13 protein-coding genes and 1 pseudogene are annotated in these 15429 nt (G+C 45.6%); 5 read left to right on the top strand and 9 right to left on the bottom strand.

The genetic code is table 11. From position 1 onward, the window contains the following. Positions 1 to 32: 32 nt before the first annotated feature. Both ACLVWR_RS07455 and ACLVWR_RS07450 read right to left on the bottom strand, forming a co-directional pair. Positions 33 to 1730 carry an arylsulfatase gene (locus ACLVWR_RS07455; protein WP_413583188.1) on the bottom strand — a complete coding sequence of 566 codons (1698 nt, stop codon included), beginning with the start codon at positions 1728 to 1730 and terminating at the stop codon, positions 33 to 35. 18 nt (positions 1731 to 1748) lie between these two features. Beyond that, the gene (locus ACLVWR_RS07450; protein ID WP_413583187.1) at positions 1749 to 2741 is read right to left on the bottom strand and encodes an HAD family hydrolase; all 993 of its coding nucleotides are present in this window, start codon (positions 2739 to 2741) and stop codon (positions 1749 to 1751) included. A 408-nt stretch (positions 2742 to 3149) separates the two neighbouring features. Between ACLVWR_RS07450 and katG the strand changes: the two genes are divergently transcribed. Both katG and ACLVWR_RS07440 read left to right on the top strand, forming a co-directional pair. After that, complete coding sequence (katG, locus tag ACLVWR_RS07445; protein WP_413583487.1) at positions 3150 to 5333, top strand: catalase/peroxidase HPI; 2184 nt, start codon at positions 3150 to 3152, stop codon at positions 5331 to 5333. Between the two features lie 142 nt (positions 5334 to 5475). Next, a pseudogene (locus ACLVWR_RS07440) lies at positions 5476 to 6249 on the top strand (MIP/aquaporin family protein); the annotation flags it as partial. 14 nt (positions 6250 to 6263) lie between these two features. Here ACLVWR_RS07440 and ACLVWR_RS07435 read toward each other — a convergent pair. Further along, positions 6264 to 6659, bottom strand: a complete 396-nt coding sequence (locus ACLVWR_RS07435) for an acyl-CoA thioesterase (RefSeq protein WP_413583186.1) — start codon at positions 6657 to 6659, stop codon at positions 6264 to 6266. Between the two features lie 299 nt (positions 6660 to 6958). Here ACLVWR_RS07435 and ACLVWR_RS07430 point away from each other — a divergent pair, with 299 nt between their 5' ends. Further along, the gene (locus tag ACLVWR_RS07430; protein WP_413583185.1) at positions 6959 to 7291 is read left to right on the top strand and encodes a hypothetical protein; all 333 of its coding nucleotides are present in this window, start codon (positions 6959 to 6961) and stop codon (positions 7289 to 7291) included. A gap of 79 nt (positions 7292 to 7370) precedes the next feature. Here ACLVWR_RS07430 and rpoD read toward each other — a convergent pair whose 3' ends face one another. The 4 genes from rpoD to rpsU all read right to left on the bottom strand — a co-directional run bounded on the left by rpoD (position 7371) and on the right by rpsU (position 11914). Beyond that, positions 7371 to 9200: an RNA polymerase sigma factor RpoD gene (gene rpoD / locus ACLVWR_RS07425; RefSeq protein ID WP_413583184.1), complete on the bottom strand. Its 1830-nt coding sequence runs from the start codon at positions 9198 to 9200 to the stop codon at positions 7371 to 7373. Positions 9201 to 9213: 13 nt separating this feature from the next. Beyond that, positions 9214 to 11082 carry a DNA primase gene (dnaG, locus tag ACLVWR_RS07420; protein WP_413583183.1) on the bottom strand — a complete coding sequence of 623 codons (1869 nt, stop codon included), beginning with the start codon at positions 11080 to 11082 and terminating at the stop codon, positions 9214 to 9216. A 102-nt stretch (positions 11083 to 11184) separates the two neighbouring features. Next, positions 11185 to 11631 carry a GatB/YqeY domain-containing protein gene (locus ACLVWR_RS07415; protein ID WP_413583182.1) on the bottom strand — a complete coding sequence of 149 codons (447 nt, stop codon included), beginning with the start codon at positions 11629 to 11631 and terminating at the stop codon, positions 11185 to 11187. A gap of 82 nt (positions 11632 to 11713) precedes the next feature. Beyond that, positions 11714 to 11914, bottom strand: a complete 201-nt coding sequence (rpsU, locus tag ACLVWR_RS07410; protein ID WP_088617237.1) for a 30S ribosomal protein S21 — start codon at positions 11912 to 11914, stop codon at positions 11714 to 11716. 219 nt (positions 11915 to 12133) lie between these two features. Here rpsU and tadA point away from each other — a divergent pair, with 219 nt between their 5' ends. Continuing rightward, positions 12134 to 13063 carry a tRNA adenosine(34) deaminase TadA gene (gene tadA, locus ACLVWR_RS07405; protein ID WP_413583181.1) on the top strand — a complete coding sequence of 310 codons (930 nt, stop codon included), beginning with the start codon at positions 12134 to 12136 and terminating at the stop codon, positions 13061 to 13063. A 7-nt stretch (positions 13064 to 13070) separates the two neighbouring features. After that, on the top strand, positions 13071 to 14249 hold the full coding sequence (locus ACLVWR_RS07400) for a hypothetical protein (RefSeq protein WP_413583180.1): 1179 nt from the start codon (positions 13071 to 13073) through the stop codon (positions 14247 to 14249). A 55-nt stretch (positions 14250 to 14304) separates the two neighbouring features. On the opposite strand, the gene ACLVWR_RS07395 is transcribed toward ACLVWR_RS07400, so the two are convergent. Both ACLVWR_RS07395 and ACLVWR_RS07390 read right to left on the bottom strand, forming a co-directional pair. Then, positions 14305 to 14994, bottom strand: a complete 690-nt coding sequence (locus ACLVWR_RS07395) for a response regulator transcription factor (protein ID WP_413583179.1) — start codon at positions 14992 to 14994, stop codon at positions 14305 to 14307. A gap of 73 nt (positions 14995 to 15067) precedes the next feature. After that, a complete protein-coding gene (locus ACLVWR_RS07390) occupies positions 15068 to 15427 on the bottom strand; it encodes a translation initiation factor (protein ID WP_413583178.1) in 360 nt (119 codons plus the stop codon). Positions 15428 to 15429: the final 2 nt, after the last annotated feature.

The raw sequence follows: 15429 nt of genomic DNA, 5'->3' as shown, positions 1-15429 counted from the left end.
CAACTTCAACTACTTGTGACACTAATTAATCCTTAATGTGCGCGATGTTCGCCACTTTCTGATTTCTTATCTTTGCCTCTGAACTGATTCTCCCGACCGGATGACTTCTCCGTGACGGCATTTGGAACAGCTTTCCCCTCTGAGTCCGTGTGGGCATACCCAGCTGCATTCGCCATTTTCTCAAGAATCTGATCAACCGTGAATGACGCCGATTTTTGACGAGGTGGGAACTCCTCAAAGGTCGCCATAAACTTAGACACCACTGATTGAGCAGCCATCAACATGAACGCGCGGCTTAAGTACCAATCCCAGTAAGTATTGGAAGTCACATCAGCTCTTTCATAGGGATCTGTGCGCAAATTGAAAAGTTTTGGAATACGCATTTTTACAAACGGCTCACCCCAGACTTCGAGGGTTCCTTTGCATCTTTGCTCAGCGAATACGGCTTTCCAGTTTCCATATCGCAAAGCCACAAGATCGCCATCGTCGCTCCAATAGATAAATCCTTTGCGAGGACTTTCTTTTTCCTTACCCGTCAAATAAGGTATTAAATTGTAGCCATCGATGTGCACTTTAAAGTTCTTATCTCCGAAGTCGGCACCTTTTTTCAATCGCTCTACCACATCCAAATCGCCGGCAGCAGCCAAGAACGTTGGCATCCAGTCATGATGCTGAACGATTTCATTTGAGATGCTGCCCGCTTTGATTTTATTTGGCCAGCGCACCATCATCGGAACACGGAAGGCACCTTCCCAGTTCGTATTCTTTTCACTTCTAAATGGCGTCATCGCGCCATCCGGCCAAGTGTTCATATGAGGCCCATTGTCAGTCGTATACAGCACAATCGTGTCTTCAGTAAGACCCAGATTATCCAAATGATCTAAGACATCGCCGACGTTCTTGTCATGATCAATCATCGTATCATGATAGCGGGACTGGTGTGGACCGGCCTGACCAATGCTTTCAGGCTTCGTGTGAGTACGACAATGCATATGAGTTGTGTTCAACCAAACAAACCATGGCTTACCTTCATCATTCTGTCTTGAAATGAAGTCTTTAGCTTCGTCGACAAATTCATCATCACAAGTTTCCATGCGCAGTTTTGTAAGCGGCCCCGTATCTTCAATGGTCTGCTTACCAACTCTGCCCCAACGTTCGTGCTCAGTCGTATCATCTTTATCAGTCGCCTTACAGCGCAACACGCCTCTCGGTAGAAGTTGTTTTCTGAATTCTTCGTTTTCTGGATAATCAATATTTTCCGGCTCCTCTTCAGCGTTCAAATGGTATAGATTTCCAAAGAACTCATCGAATCCGTGGACGGTTGGTAAAAACTCATTGCGATCACCGAAGTGATTCTTACCAAACTGACCCGTCGCGTACCCTAATGGTTTTAGCAGTTCAGCAATTGTTGGATCGTCTTTCGATAGACCTATCACAGATCCAGGCATACCCACTTTGGTCAAACCCGTTCTGAAGCAGCTTTGCCCCGTCATGAATGACGCACGACCGGCAGTACAACTCTGCTCGCCGTAGGAATCAGTGAACATCATGCCCTCATGGGCAATCCGGTCGATGTTTGGAGTGTGATACCCCATCATCCCGCGACTGTAGCAACTTAGATTGGAAATCCCGATATCATCACCCATGATGACTAAGATATTCGGCTTTGCCGACTTACCTTTGCTGTCAGACTTCCGCTCTTCTTTTTTCTCCGTCCCTGGTTTCACCATATTTTTCTCCTTCATAAATCATTTATGAGTAAATTGTTGTTGTGCTATTTGCTTTTTGCCTGGAAAAATCTGCTTCCAGTCGTTTTTCATACTTAGAACTTTGAATCCGAATTTCTTAGAGGCGTTCAAAGACGCATTGTCTTTCTCGCTATAGGCGGCCTCACGATCTGCATCGTCGTGATTCACCATAATTTGAAAGTTCGGCAGGGGATTTTCACTCGAAAATCTTAAATGCTCAATGTCGCCACCGTTCCGTTCGTTCCCTACAGAAATAATCGGCCGCTTGCCAATGTGCCGAATAATTCCGACGGGCTTGCCGCCTTTATCATTTAATAGTCCCAATTGCGCCGTTCGCATAATTTGTAGTCTGCCGTTCTTTTCCTCCGTCTTATCCACAAAGAAGGAACCAATAATATTCTGAGTCGGAACGCCATAAATTTCAGGCGCCACCTGGCGCATAAATGCAATCTCCCCGCCGGAGCTTATGAATATCTGAAAGTTGTTTTCGCGCAAATAAGCCAGTAGCTCTAACATTGGTTGATAAACTGCTTGTGTGTATGGAACCTGAAGTTTGGGATGTCTTGCTTCTTTAAAAAACTCCCTGACTTGCTTTCCGAATTCTTCTTCACTCATTCCGGAATGAGTTCTTGCGACAATGTCCAGAATCTGCTTTTGCGTAAGCTTCACGTCCGCGCCGGCCGCCTTTGCTAACAATGACTTATAGGGCTCTTGCTTTTTAAGCGCTGGATTGGCCGCTATAATTTCCTTTATTCTGTACTTGGTGAACTCAAGCTCAATCGTCGGCACTTCACTCCACAGGGTGCCATCGTTATCAAAGGTTGCAATGCGATCTTCAGGTCGCACATAACGTGAACCATTTTCTTTGGTTACATCGTTTACAAAACTTATAATTTCTTTTTTTAGATTTCCCTCGTTCCAGGACGGTAAAGGATCAGCGGCCTGAACCAGCCCCACCCACAAAAACACGATCAAACTCACGACGTACTTCATCTAAAACTCCCCGAGGAAATATTTGATGTGATGCATAGGAATGGTAAGTTTTTGATCGATTTGAGGAAATTTAAATCCTGTTTATATGTGATCAATCATCTGGCCACGCGAATCGGCACTAAATTAGTAAAACAAATCAAGAGCATCCTCTTACTCAAATGCACGAAATTACTCCCGACTTATGAAATTATCCCTGATTAAACAAACACTCTGCTCTGAAACAACTGTTTGTCGTTTTTCGGTGCAATTGTGGCCATAGGATTTGTCTATTATGCCAATAGGTTTAATCAATTTTACTTAATGCCCTATAACACGAAAAATAGACGACACCTGACGAACAACATTCGAACGATACAAAGGAGACATATCGTGTTTAAAAAACCATTTCTGGGCGTCGCATTGCTATCCATGGCATTGACTGCCGGAGCTGCATTCGCACAAAGCAAAGACGCTGTTGAAAAAGCCCCAGACAATAAATTCTGGTGGCCTGAAAGACTGGATCTTGCACCACTTCGTCAACATGCAACTGAATCCGATCCAATGGACAAAGGCTTCGACTACGCAAAAGAATTCAAAACTTTGAATATTGCTGAAGTTAAAAAAGACATTTCCAAAGTTCTAACTACTTCGCAAGACTGGTGGCCAGCTGACTACGGTCATTACGGTCCTTTCTTCATTCGTATGGCTTGGCACAGTGCCGGTACATACCGTACTGCTGACGGTCGCGGCGGCGGTGGCAGCGGACAACAACGCTTTGAACCTCTGAACAGCTGGCCAGATAACGCCAATCTTGATAAAGCTCGCCGCCTTTTGTGGCCAGTGAAGCAAAAATACGGAAAAAAACTTTCCTGGGCTGACTTGATGATTCTGACAGGAAATGTTTCATTGGAATCCATGGGCTTCAAAACTATCGGTTTCGCCGGTGGCCGTGAAGACCAATGGGAACCAGATTTGGTTTTCTGGGGTACCGAAACAAAATGGATGGGTGGCGATCAACGTCGCACATCTGATGGCAAACTTGGAAAAAAACCAGTGGCAGCAATGCAAATGGGTTTGATCTATGTGAATCCTGAAGGTCCAAATGGCAAACCAGATCCAATCGCTGCTGCAGCTGATATTCGTCAAGCTTTCGGCCGTATGGCAATGGACGACGAAGAAATCGTTGCTTTGATTGCTGGGGGCCACTCCTTCGGTAAAGCTCACGGTGCTCACAAACCTGAACATTGCGTGGGTGCAGATCCATCTGGTGCTCCAGTTGAACAACAAGGCCTTGGCTGGAAAAACAAATGCGGAACTGGTGTTGGTAAAGACGCTGTAACAAGTGGACTTGAGGGTGCGTGGACTCCAACTCCAACTCACTTCTCCATGATGTTCTTGGCAAATTTATTCCAATTCGACTGGGAACAATCCAAGAGCCCGGCTGGTGCGATTCAGTGGATTCCTAAAAAAGGTGCTGGTGCTGGGATGATTCCAGACGCTCACGATCCAAGCAAACGTCACGCTCCAATCATGTTCACTACCGATCTATCTTTGAAAATGGACCCGGCATTTAACAAGATCTCGAAAAAATTCCTGGATAATCCAAAAGAGTTTGAGGCTGCCTTTGGTCGCGCTTGGTTCAAGCTTACTCACCGTGATATGGGCCCTCGCGCTCGTTACATCGGCTCGGAAGCTCCTAAAGAAATTTTCACATGGCAAGATCCTCTTCCTGCAGCAACTTACAAAAAATTGTCTGCTTCAGACGTATCTGCTCTGAAAAAGAAAATTTCAGCTTCTGGTATCAAAAACTCTGATTTGATCCGTACGGCTTGGGCTTCTGCGGCCTACTACCGCGGAACTGACATGCGCGGTGGTGCAAACGGGGCCCGCCTTCGTTTGTCTCCAATGAAAGACTGGATAGTGAACACTCCAGCTGAACTAGCTCCAATTCTTGCCAAGTATGAGTCTATCAAAAAAGACTTCACTAAAGGCGGCAAGAAAGTTTCTGTAGCGGATTTGATCGTACTTGGCGGAAGCGTGGGCATCGAACAGGCTGCTAAAGCTGGTGGCATGAACGTAACAGTTCCATTCCAATCCGGCCGCGTGGATGCGACTCAAGAGCAAACTGATGCAGCTTCTTTCGCAAACCTTGAACCAAGAGCGGATGCATTCCGTAACTTCTATGGCGAAGGCAATTATCTTTCTCCAGCAGAAGCCTTGGTGGATCGCGCGAATCTTCTGACTTTGACTGTTCCGGAAATGACAGTTCTGGTTGGTGGCTTGCGTGTTCTTGATACCAACTATGATCACTCCAAAAACGGTGTGTTCACAGCGAAACCTGGAACTTTAAGCACAGACTTCTTTGTGAACTTGATGGATATGTCAGTAAAATGGCAAAAATCATCCACTGAGGGACTTTATGAAGGCCTCGATCGCAAAACAAATGCGGTTAAATGGACTGCAACTCCAGTGGACTTGGTCTTCGGTTCCCACTCTGAACTACGTGCGGTTGCTGAAGTTTACGCAGCTAACGACGGCAAACAAAAGTTTGCTAAAGACTTTGTGACTGCATGGAACAAAGTTATGAACTTGGATCGCTTTGACTTGAAGTAATCAAGTCGATCAAAAGATTCAATCTCTTCGAAATGCCTCCGATTTGTAATCGGGGGCATTTTTTTTGACATGAGCACCGGTCCTTTATGGCATTCAGATTCCTTCCAAATATTATATCCACAGATATAACGAGGGGACGAACATGACTTCCAAAGAAACCCATTTACGAGTTCAATGTTTCGCGGAGTTCCTAGGAACGGGTTTGTTGATTTTCTTCGGTTGCGGATGTGTTGCCGCACTCAAGGTCGCCGGAGCCTCATTCGGGCAATGGGAGATCAGTATAATCTGGGGTTTGGGAGTGGCGATGGCCGTTTACATGACGGCAGCAGTTTCGGGCGCCCATTTAAATCCTGCAGTTACAATAGCTTTGGCTCTATTCGCAAAATTTGATCGCAGCAAAGTCCTTCCGTATATCGTCTCACAGGTAGCCGGCGCTTTCATGGGAGCCGCCATCGTCTACTTGCTTTATCAAAGTCTGTTTATCCAATACGAAACCACTCACAACATCACCCGCGGCACCCTGCAAAGCCTGGAAACCGCCGGAGTGTTTTCTACTTATGCAAATTCACACGTGTCCTGGGGCATGGCTTTTGTCGTTGAGATGGTCATCACTTCGATTTTGATGTGCCTGATCCAAGTATTGACCGACGATGGAATCGGGATACCTCGTGGACCACTGGCTCCCCTTCTGATTGGAGTACTCATTGCGGTGATCGGTGCTTCGATGGGTCCACTCACAGGTTTCGCAATGAATCCCGCGCGGGATTTTGGGCCAAAGCTATTTGCCATGATAAATGGATGGGGTTCCGTTGCGATGACAGGAGGTCGCGATATCCCTTACTTCCTGGTCCCTTTGCTTGCCCCTGTTATTGGGGCAAGTTCCGGTTCCTTGGTCTATACAAGATTCTTTGGTAAAAAGTGGGACTAGATTCAAACCTCAGGAAATTTTATGGGAATGGCTTTCCTGCTTTCATCAATAGCAACTAAGGTGAAAATCCCCGTCATGGATTTTGTGCGCTTATTGCTGTACATATCCTCGCAGTAGGTATCCACAGTCACTTCCAGACTGGTCGTACCTAACTTACTTACATAAGCATCAAGCTCAACAATTGTGCCTGCAGGAATTGGATTATTGAAATTCACCCGATCGCTACTGACGGTTACATACCGTTGGCGCGAAAATCGAGTGGCTGCGATGAATGCTATTTCATCCATCCAGTTCAATGCCAGACCACCATAAAGAGTATTGTAGTGATTGGTCTCTCCTGGAAAGACCGCTTTAAAGACGTGCGTGCGCGACGAACTCTTGCGAGTTTCGAAATCCATAATTCCTCCGCGGGATAGTTTGTTTTTCCATTCGGGATCGGGCTTCCTAAAAATAGGTTACCGTTGCGGGACAGCGTCAGAATGGTTTCCGTTAAAGAGACTTCACTGAACTTCACCGAACATGGAAAGCAACATATACGGTTAAAAAAGTGGACGCAACTTTATCCCATAATTAAGTTCAATCTAAAAACTGGTTCCGAACGGTCACCGTATTCATAAAGAATACGGTTTTTTTTCCTAACATCTGATAACCGTATCCAATTTCATATTCAGAAGTATCCTATTGTCAGGAGGCTCAATTGTCAGAAGACATTAGCAAGTATACAGATTACAGAGACTTTCTTAAGGATAAGTACAAGGATGCTAAACTAAAGAAAGTAACTTTCTCTCTACAGCATTGCGCCACTCAACTTCAGGTTTCAAAAACCTTCGTGAAGTTCGTCTTCGACAAAAAAAGACACTTTACCTTCGGCACACTCCCGTTGGTATGGGACCTTTTCAAGCTAACCCCTAAAGAGCAAATACAGCTGACTTTCCTCTTCTGCCACACGGTCGCCGAAGATCTGGCGCTGAAATCCCACTTTAAAGCTGTCTTAAATGGTATAGAGAACAATTTGATTCAGGTTGAGTAGCCTGAGTTTAGAAATTTTGGACATAAAAAAAGGGCTCCCATCAGGAGCCCTTTTTAGTTTTTAACTTTAGAAACAAGATCTAGCTGTCTACGAAAGCTTTCAACTTGTTGCTGCGAGAAGGATGACGAAGCTTGCGAAGAGCTTTCGCCTCGATCTGACGGATACGTTCACGAGTAACGTTGAAGTCCTGACCTACTTCTTCCAAAGTATGATCGGCTTCTTCACCGATACCGAAACGCATACGAAGAACTTTTTCTTCTCTCGGAGTCAAAGTCGCAAGAACACGGCGTGTTTGTTCAGCCAAGTTCAAGTTAACAATCGCCTCTGCAGGGTTGATAACTTTTTTGTCCTCGATAAAGTCGCCCAAGTGCGAATCTTCTTCTTCACCCACTGGAGTTTCCAAAGAAATCGGCTCTTTTGCGATTTTAAGAACTTTACGAACTTTATCTACCGGCATGTCCATTTTATCTGCGATCTCTTCCGGGGTCGGCTCACGGCCAAGCTCCTGGATCAAGTAACGAGATGTACGAACAAGCTTATTGATAGTTTCAATCATGTGAACAGGGATACGGATCGTACGAGCCTGATCGGCAATAGCACGAGTGATCGCCTGACGGATCCACCAAGTCGCATATGTCGAGAATTTGTAACCACGACGATATTCGAACTTATCAACCGCTTTCATCAAACCGATGTTACCTTCCTGGATTAGATCCAAGAATTGAAGACCGCGGTTCGTGTACTTCTTAGCGATAGATACAACCAGACGTAGATTCGCTTCAACCAATTCAGATTTCGCTGCATCGGCCTCACGCTCACCTTTCCAGATGGCTGTGTATGTTTCCTTAACCCATGTGTGATTCATTTCAGTTTCAGAATCCAAACGTTTGATACGGATTTCTGCTTCCTGAGCTTGCAACACATAAGATCTGAATTTTTGATAGTTAAGACCTGTATCACGAGTCATGCGTGTCAGTTCTTTTTCGTTGCTTTCAACCAGCTTCATACGCTCAGTCATGGAAACAACGTCTTTAGAGAACGTACGCTCAACACCGTCTTTGATACGACGACGTAGAGTACCGATACGGTTCACCAAGTTTTTGAACTTGATCACAACACGGTTGATCGTTTTACGGTTGAAGTTCACAGATTCGAACACAGCCATCAAAGTGTCATTCATCGCAACGAGTTCTTTCATTGCAGCCTGACGAGCTGGTGTGTTTGTTTCTTCTCTACGAAGAACTTCGAATTGTTTTACAGCAGCCTTTTGGTACTCCGTAACTTTACCGATCAATTCGTGAATTTTATCGATGTATTCCTTTTCATCGTATTGAGTTTCCTCATCCTCAAGACCACGGAAGATCGATTTAACCTTGATACGGCCTTCATCAAGACGCTTACCCAGTTGAATGATCTCGTAAGTACCCAGAGGGGACAAAAGGATCGCACGAACGATTTCACGCTCCCCTTTTTCAATACGACGAGCAATCTCAACCTCACCCTCACGAGTTAGTAGAGATACGGAACCCATTTTACGCAAATACAAGCGAACGGGGTCATTACCCTTAACGTCTTCGCTTTCTGCTTTTTCTTCTTCATCTACTTCTTCGTCTTCAGAATCAGGGCTTTCCAGGAAGTTTCCTTCGCCCTCTTCGTCTTTCGAAGTTTCAGACAAGTCTGAAATAACTACACCCGCGGCCTCTAGGCCGTGCATGAACTGGTCCAATGCAGCTGGGGCAATGATTTCAGGTGGAAGAAGGTCGTTGATCTCTTCGATCGTCAACGCACCCTTTTCCTTCGCAAGCTTCAGGAATTTCTGGATTTCTTCTTTAACCAGAGCTTCCTGTTCCTGCAAAGAAAGAACCTTAACAGGCTCTTTCTCTTGTTTGTTTGGTAGGTTTTGTTTCATCAATGACCCGCCTTTATCCTTTATTCAGAGATAGTCGATCTCTGTGTGCCTTCATAATCTGTTCCAACTTTTCTGAGCTTGGCTCGGACTTTAATTCCAGAGCCAACTGCTTTGCTTGATCGCGCAAGAAATTATCGCGCACGCGCTTAAAGCAATCGCGCAGAAGCTTCGCCTCAGCTTCTTCATCAAATCCGGGGTCACCTTCACTGGCTGGTGCCTCTACAAATAATAATTCCGGATGATCTACATAGGAGACAAGGAGACTGGTCAATTTATCAAACTTATTTAAGTCTTGTCTATACACATCAGTCGCTTTTTCCAGGATCTTTTTCACTCCTGCATGAGCGATACTTGCCAGCACATTTTCATTCACAAACAGCTCGAAATTGGCACGACTTTTGAGTACCAATCCTAATAGCATAGCCTCCGCTTTTGAGGCTCCTTTGAGGGTGATTTTGCCACCTTCTACAGAGTCAGACGCTTGAGGGGCTGCTGTTTGGTTAGTTTGCTGAGCCCCTTGATTTGGCTGCACCGTCCTAGAGAATGAGCTTCTGTTCTGCGAATATACAGGTCCGCTGCTTTGTAATCCCACAGCCTGACGTAGCCATGGCAGGGTCACATTCATCTTCTGAGCGGACTCAGCCAAGTATAAATCACGCAGACGCTGATCTGGAATGACCTCAAACAGGGGCTTGAGTTTATCCGCCAGCTTCACTTTTTCAGGAGCGTCACCGCGGTAACCTTCCATCCAACGACCCAGGATCAACACGAAAAGATCAGGAGCACGGTCCAATTCAGCCTTCAGAGCCTCAGAGCCGTACTTCTTCACATAATCATCAGGGTCCATGCTGTTCGGAAGCGTAAGTCCTTTGGGATACAAATCCGCTGCCAGCAGGATTGGCAAACTGCGCTCAGCTGCCTCCATACCCGCGGAGTCCCCGTCAAAAAGGGCCACCACATTGCGAGTCATGCGCTTAAGCATTTTACCGTGTTCCGGCGTCAAAGCCGTTCCCATGGTGGCTACTGAGTTTCTGATACCTGCTTGGAACAGGGACACCAGATCCATATAACCCTCAACGATCAAAGCCTGATCCTCAGAGCGAATATAGCGTGCTGTTTGCGACAGTCCGTAAAGCACACGGCCTTTGATAAAGACCGGCGTCTCGGGAGAATTCAGATATTTCGGTTCAGTTTCTTTTTTCTCTAAATAACGCCCACCGAATGCAATGGGCTCACCCATTGGAGAAAAGATCGGGAACATCAGGCGATCGCGGAAGATGTCAAAGTAGCCTGGTTTGCCGTTGCGGGCTTTTACCAGACGCGCTTCTTCCGCCAGGGCCATCGGCACTTGTTTGTTTTGTAAAACGCGCTCCAAGCCATCCCATTCAGCAATGGCATAACCAATACCAAAAGTGTCGATCACTTCCTGGGACAGGCCACGGCTGGCGATATAACGCTTAACCGGATGATCATTGGAAACGCGACGAAGTTGCTCTGAAAAATAATCAGCAGCGAGCTTGTTTACTTTTAACAACGACTTCTTTTTATCAGCAGTTTGATCACGTTGCGGATCATGTGTTTCTGGAGCGGGAATCGGGATGCTGGCGCGGTTTGCAAGGTACTCAACAGCCTCAGGGAAACTCATGCCCTGATAATCGCGCAGGAATGAAAACAAGTTACCACTCTTATGACAACCAAAGCAGTGGTAGACTTGCTTCACTTCGGAAACAGAGAACGACGCTGTTTTTTCAGCGTGATCTGGAAACGGACAACGACCCATCAGGCCACTGCCGCTCTGTTTTAGCTGTGTGTATTGGGAGATGATATCGACGAGGTTGTTGCCCTCAGACACTCTCTCAATAAAGTCTTGGGAAAAACGCATGTACCTTCCGTTTCAATTTTTATGACCCTGGGAACTCACTTAAACATGAGTCCCCGCAGGCTTTAGGCAAGGTCCAATTCTTCCGACGGAAAAACCAGGATACTAAGCAAGCTTAGCTTTGATAACTTCGCTTACAACTTTGTTGTCAGCGGCGCCACCGACACGAGCGATGACTTCTTTCATCACTGGGCCCATGTCTTTTACAGTTTTCGCGCCAGTGGCAGCGATAACTTCAACAACAAGAGCTTCGATTTGCTCGCGGCCCATTTGTGCAGGCAAGTAAACTTCCAGAACTTTCAATTCTGCAGATTCTTGATCCACCAGATCCTGACGACCGGCTTGTTGGAATTGGTCGATGGATTCTTTACGTTGTTTAACCAGTTTTTTTACGACGTTCATCACTTCTTCCGGAGTGATTGCGTCTGGGCGCATATCGATTTCACGATTTTTGATCGCCGCTTGCAGGCCACGAAGTGCTGTCAGCTTAAGTGATTCTTTTGCGATCATTGCGGCTTTAACATCAGCCATGATTTTGTCTCTGATTTCCATGAAAACTCCCTATGGTGATTATGACAAAAGGCGACTTTGTAGGTCGCCTCTTGTGAGTAAGAAACTATAATTCAATTAAGAACTATTCGCCCCAACCTTTACGAGATTTCTTAACAGCGCGCTTACGAGCTGCGATAGATTTCTTTTTAAGTCTTACAGAAGGCTTTTCAAAGTGTTCGCGTTTTTTTACTTCAGAAAGAATACCTGCTTTTTCGCAAGATTTTTTGAATTTACGGAACGCTGATTCAAAAGACTCACCGTCTTTGATTTTAACCATTGCCACGACAATCACCTGCCTTCCAATGTGGACGAAAGAGAGAAATAAGAATGAGAGTGTATAACAAAGAGGCAACAGAGGGGCAACCTCTCGAGGTCTTAATGCGGCGTATTATAAAGATTCCCTGCAGCGGCCCCTTAAAACCTCGTATTTTTGCACCACTCACAAAGCTTATCTATTTAATTTTATTGAGCTTATCCATGGTGGCGTTCTAAAATATACCCAATGAAGACGAGTCACGACCAAGACATGAAATGGATGCGCAAGGCTTTGGAACTTGCGCGTAAAGCCGGTGAAAACGGCGAAGTACCTATTGGGGCTATTTTGGTTTCCCCAACCGGGGAGCTTTTATCCAAGGCTGCGAATGTTCGCGAGACTCTTCATACCCCCCTGGGCCACGCGGAACTATTGTGCCTGCACAGAGCCGCCAAAAAACTTAAATCCTGGCGTTTAGAAGACTGCACCCTGTATGTGACCCTTGAGCCCTGCGTGATGTGCGCCGGAGCTATTCAGCAAGCGCGCGTGGGCCGCGTGGTTTATGCCGCGAAGGACGTCAAGGGTGGTGCGGTTGAAAGTCTTTATCACGTATTGAGCGATTCCCGATTGAATCACCAAGTGGCAGTTACAACGGGAGTTCTTGAAAAAGAATGCTCAGATTTGATCTCAGCCTTTTTTCAAGGCCGCCGTGATGAACAGAAATTGATGAAATCTGAAAAGGTGTATCGTCATCGTGCTTCAGCGGTTGTGGTTTATAAGAATAAACTTTTAGGTTTTCATGCTGAAGATCCGGTTTCCAAAAAGAAATACTTCTTTCTGCCGGGCGGAATGATTGATCCCGGCGAAGCACCCGCAACAACGGCTGTGCGTGAGGCTTTGGAAGAAACTGATTATAAGATCAAAGTTTTTCCGGATACAGAATTCCGCCGCAAGTACGACTTCACTTGGAACGGAAAAAACCAACCTTGCGACACAGTTTTCTTTTTGGCGACCCTGAATGAGCCTTGGCATGAGGTCCGCGCAGTTCAGGATGCTGACTATCATCGCGGGGTTGCGTGGATTGATTTGAAAGACGTCGACAAAATATTTTCATATGACAAAGACATTCAGTGGGCTGTGCAAAAGCTTACAAAAACTGCCCGTAAAATGAACCTTTAGGAGGCTTATGTTTTCTCTACTACTAACTGCCGCTTTAGCGGCTGCTCCGACTGAAAGTCCAACCCCTTCAGCGACACCCGCACAGACAGCGCCAGAAACAGCGACTGCAATCACTTTGTCTCCGCAAAAGAACGAGTTAAATAGTCAGGAGACAAACAAATCATTGATCGAGATCTCTGCAAAGATTAATGCCCAATTGCCGGAAACAGAGAAGATCATTATTCCCTCACCAGGCAGTCGTCAGTTTTTCTCGCAGCTTGCGGTATTCACTAAATCCAGCAGCAATGCCCAGACTGCAAAAAACTTTCTGAAGCTTTCAAACATGTTCCTGCAAGGTTGCAATGCCTACTCAGCAAGTGGATTAACTTCACCCATCATGAGTGGCGCCATCGAATCATTTGATATCACCAACGCACAAATCAAGCGCAAAGGCAGCCTGAAGGACGCGCAAAATCTGGCGCGCATTTCCTTAACGACGGCTCAATGTAAAGGTCCGGTCATTGTGAGCAGCATTGGCCTAAAATGGTTGGAAGCCTCATTGGATACTTTGAAAACCATGAATATGCGCCGTCTTAAAAAGGACGACAAAATGCGCTTGAAAGCCCTGCAAGAGCAGGTTTTGGGTCTTGATTCCAAGGAAATTCTTGAAGGCGCCATGCGCTTCGAAGTTCTGACTTCATCTGCAGAAATCATGAAAACAATGGGCGAGGTTCCCCCAGCCCACGCTGAAACACCTGAGGATGTATTTAATAATGCCTTGTTGTTGGATGAAGAAGGAAAACCACGCCAGATCAGTATCGAAAAAAGCGCAGAGCTTGCCATGAAGCTTCTGCAAGCTGTGCATTCATCAAAGACCTATCAGTTTCCTGAGTATACCGCGGAAATCGACAGACAAATTAAAGAAGGCCGCGACGGTATCGTGAAGGACCTGGATCTAAAAAGCGAAGGCATTACCAGCTACGAAAAATTTCAGGATGATGCCTTTATGGAAAATTTCGCAAAAAGACTGGCTGCGGAACCCGACTTATTGAAAAAAGTTAAAAGCAACTTATCCAAAAACCCTGATGTTGCGACCCATCTATTTCAAAACCATCTGGCGATATTCAAGGTTTCACAGACTTTCTTTGATAGATTCAACGAGCGAATGATCGAAACACAAAAGAAAGCCAAAAGTTTGATAAAATAAAAAAAGGCGGATGTTGATTCCGCCTTTTTAGTTTTTTATTCTTTCGCCAAAACGTCTATGCTTCCAGACGGTAACCCAAAGAAGGCACCGCCACAATGCGACCATTGAACTTGGCTATTTTGCGCTTCAGATAGTTGATTTGAGAGTCCACGTTACGGGAAGTCACATCCGAGTCACCCCAGATTTCGTTCAAACATTTTTCACGCGTGACCAGATTGTTTTTATCAGCCACCAACATTTTCAAAATATCGAACTGCTTCGGCGTCAAACTCACTTCTTCTGAATCAATGAAGATCTGACGGGACAAAAGATTCATTCTTAGGTTACCGGCAATCAGCTCCGCCGTGACTTCCGGTTCTTTTTCCGCCAAACGAGCCTTAATTCTTAGAATAAGCTCTTTCACGTGAAAAGGTTTGGAGATGAAATCATTTGCACCAGTTTCAAAGGCTTTGATTCGTTCATCGATAGTTGCGGCACCGGAGACAAAAATGATTGGTGTATTCTTGATTTCCGCCTGCTCACGAACCTCGCGGCAAACATCCACACCCAACATTCCTGGCATTTTATAATCCAGAAGGATCAGGTCCGGCTTTTGTTCGTTAATAAGTTGCATAGCCGACATACTGTCTGACGTATATTTGCAATCATAGGTAGAACTTAGAATTTCTGACAAGAGCTTGCAGCTCTCCTCATAGTCATCGACTATGACGATCTTTTTTGCAGCCAAGGTCACCCCTACGTTCATGTTTGTTCCGTAATTCTGCATGTAAACAGGATACTTTTATCGAACAAAAATACAAGGACCCATAGGTCCAGAACTACATGCCCTTAAACGGAATTCCTTTTGCCTGTAAAATTTTTTTGACTGCGTCTCGCTTATCTCCCTGAATCTCAACCAAGCCGAATTTTTCTCCGATTGAATGAGATCCACCGACCCCACACTTGGCTTTCAATTCCTTTGCGAAACCTTTCAGGAACTCTTCGTTCCGCGGCAGTCCATCAAGTACGGTTACAGTCTTGCCCCCGCGACCGTTCTTTTCAAGACGAAATATAACAACGAACTTTTGTGAGGCGTCGTCCTCGGGACGACACTTACAATCGCTTTTAAGTTCTTTGCATTGAGGACAAACGACGTTGTCCTTGGGATCAGTGCTATACACCAGACGAGTATTTTTCATGA

This window comes from Bdellovibrio sp. HCB288 (assembly GCF_047305935.1).
Classification (GTDB): Bacteria; Bdellovibrionota; Bdellovibrionia; order Bdellovibrionales; family Bdellovibrionaceae; genus Bdellovibrio.
The sequence above is the reverse complement of the archived record's forward strand: the minus strand, read 5'-3'. Positions and strand labels throughout refer to the sequence as shown.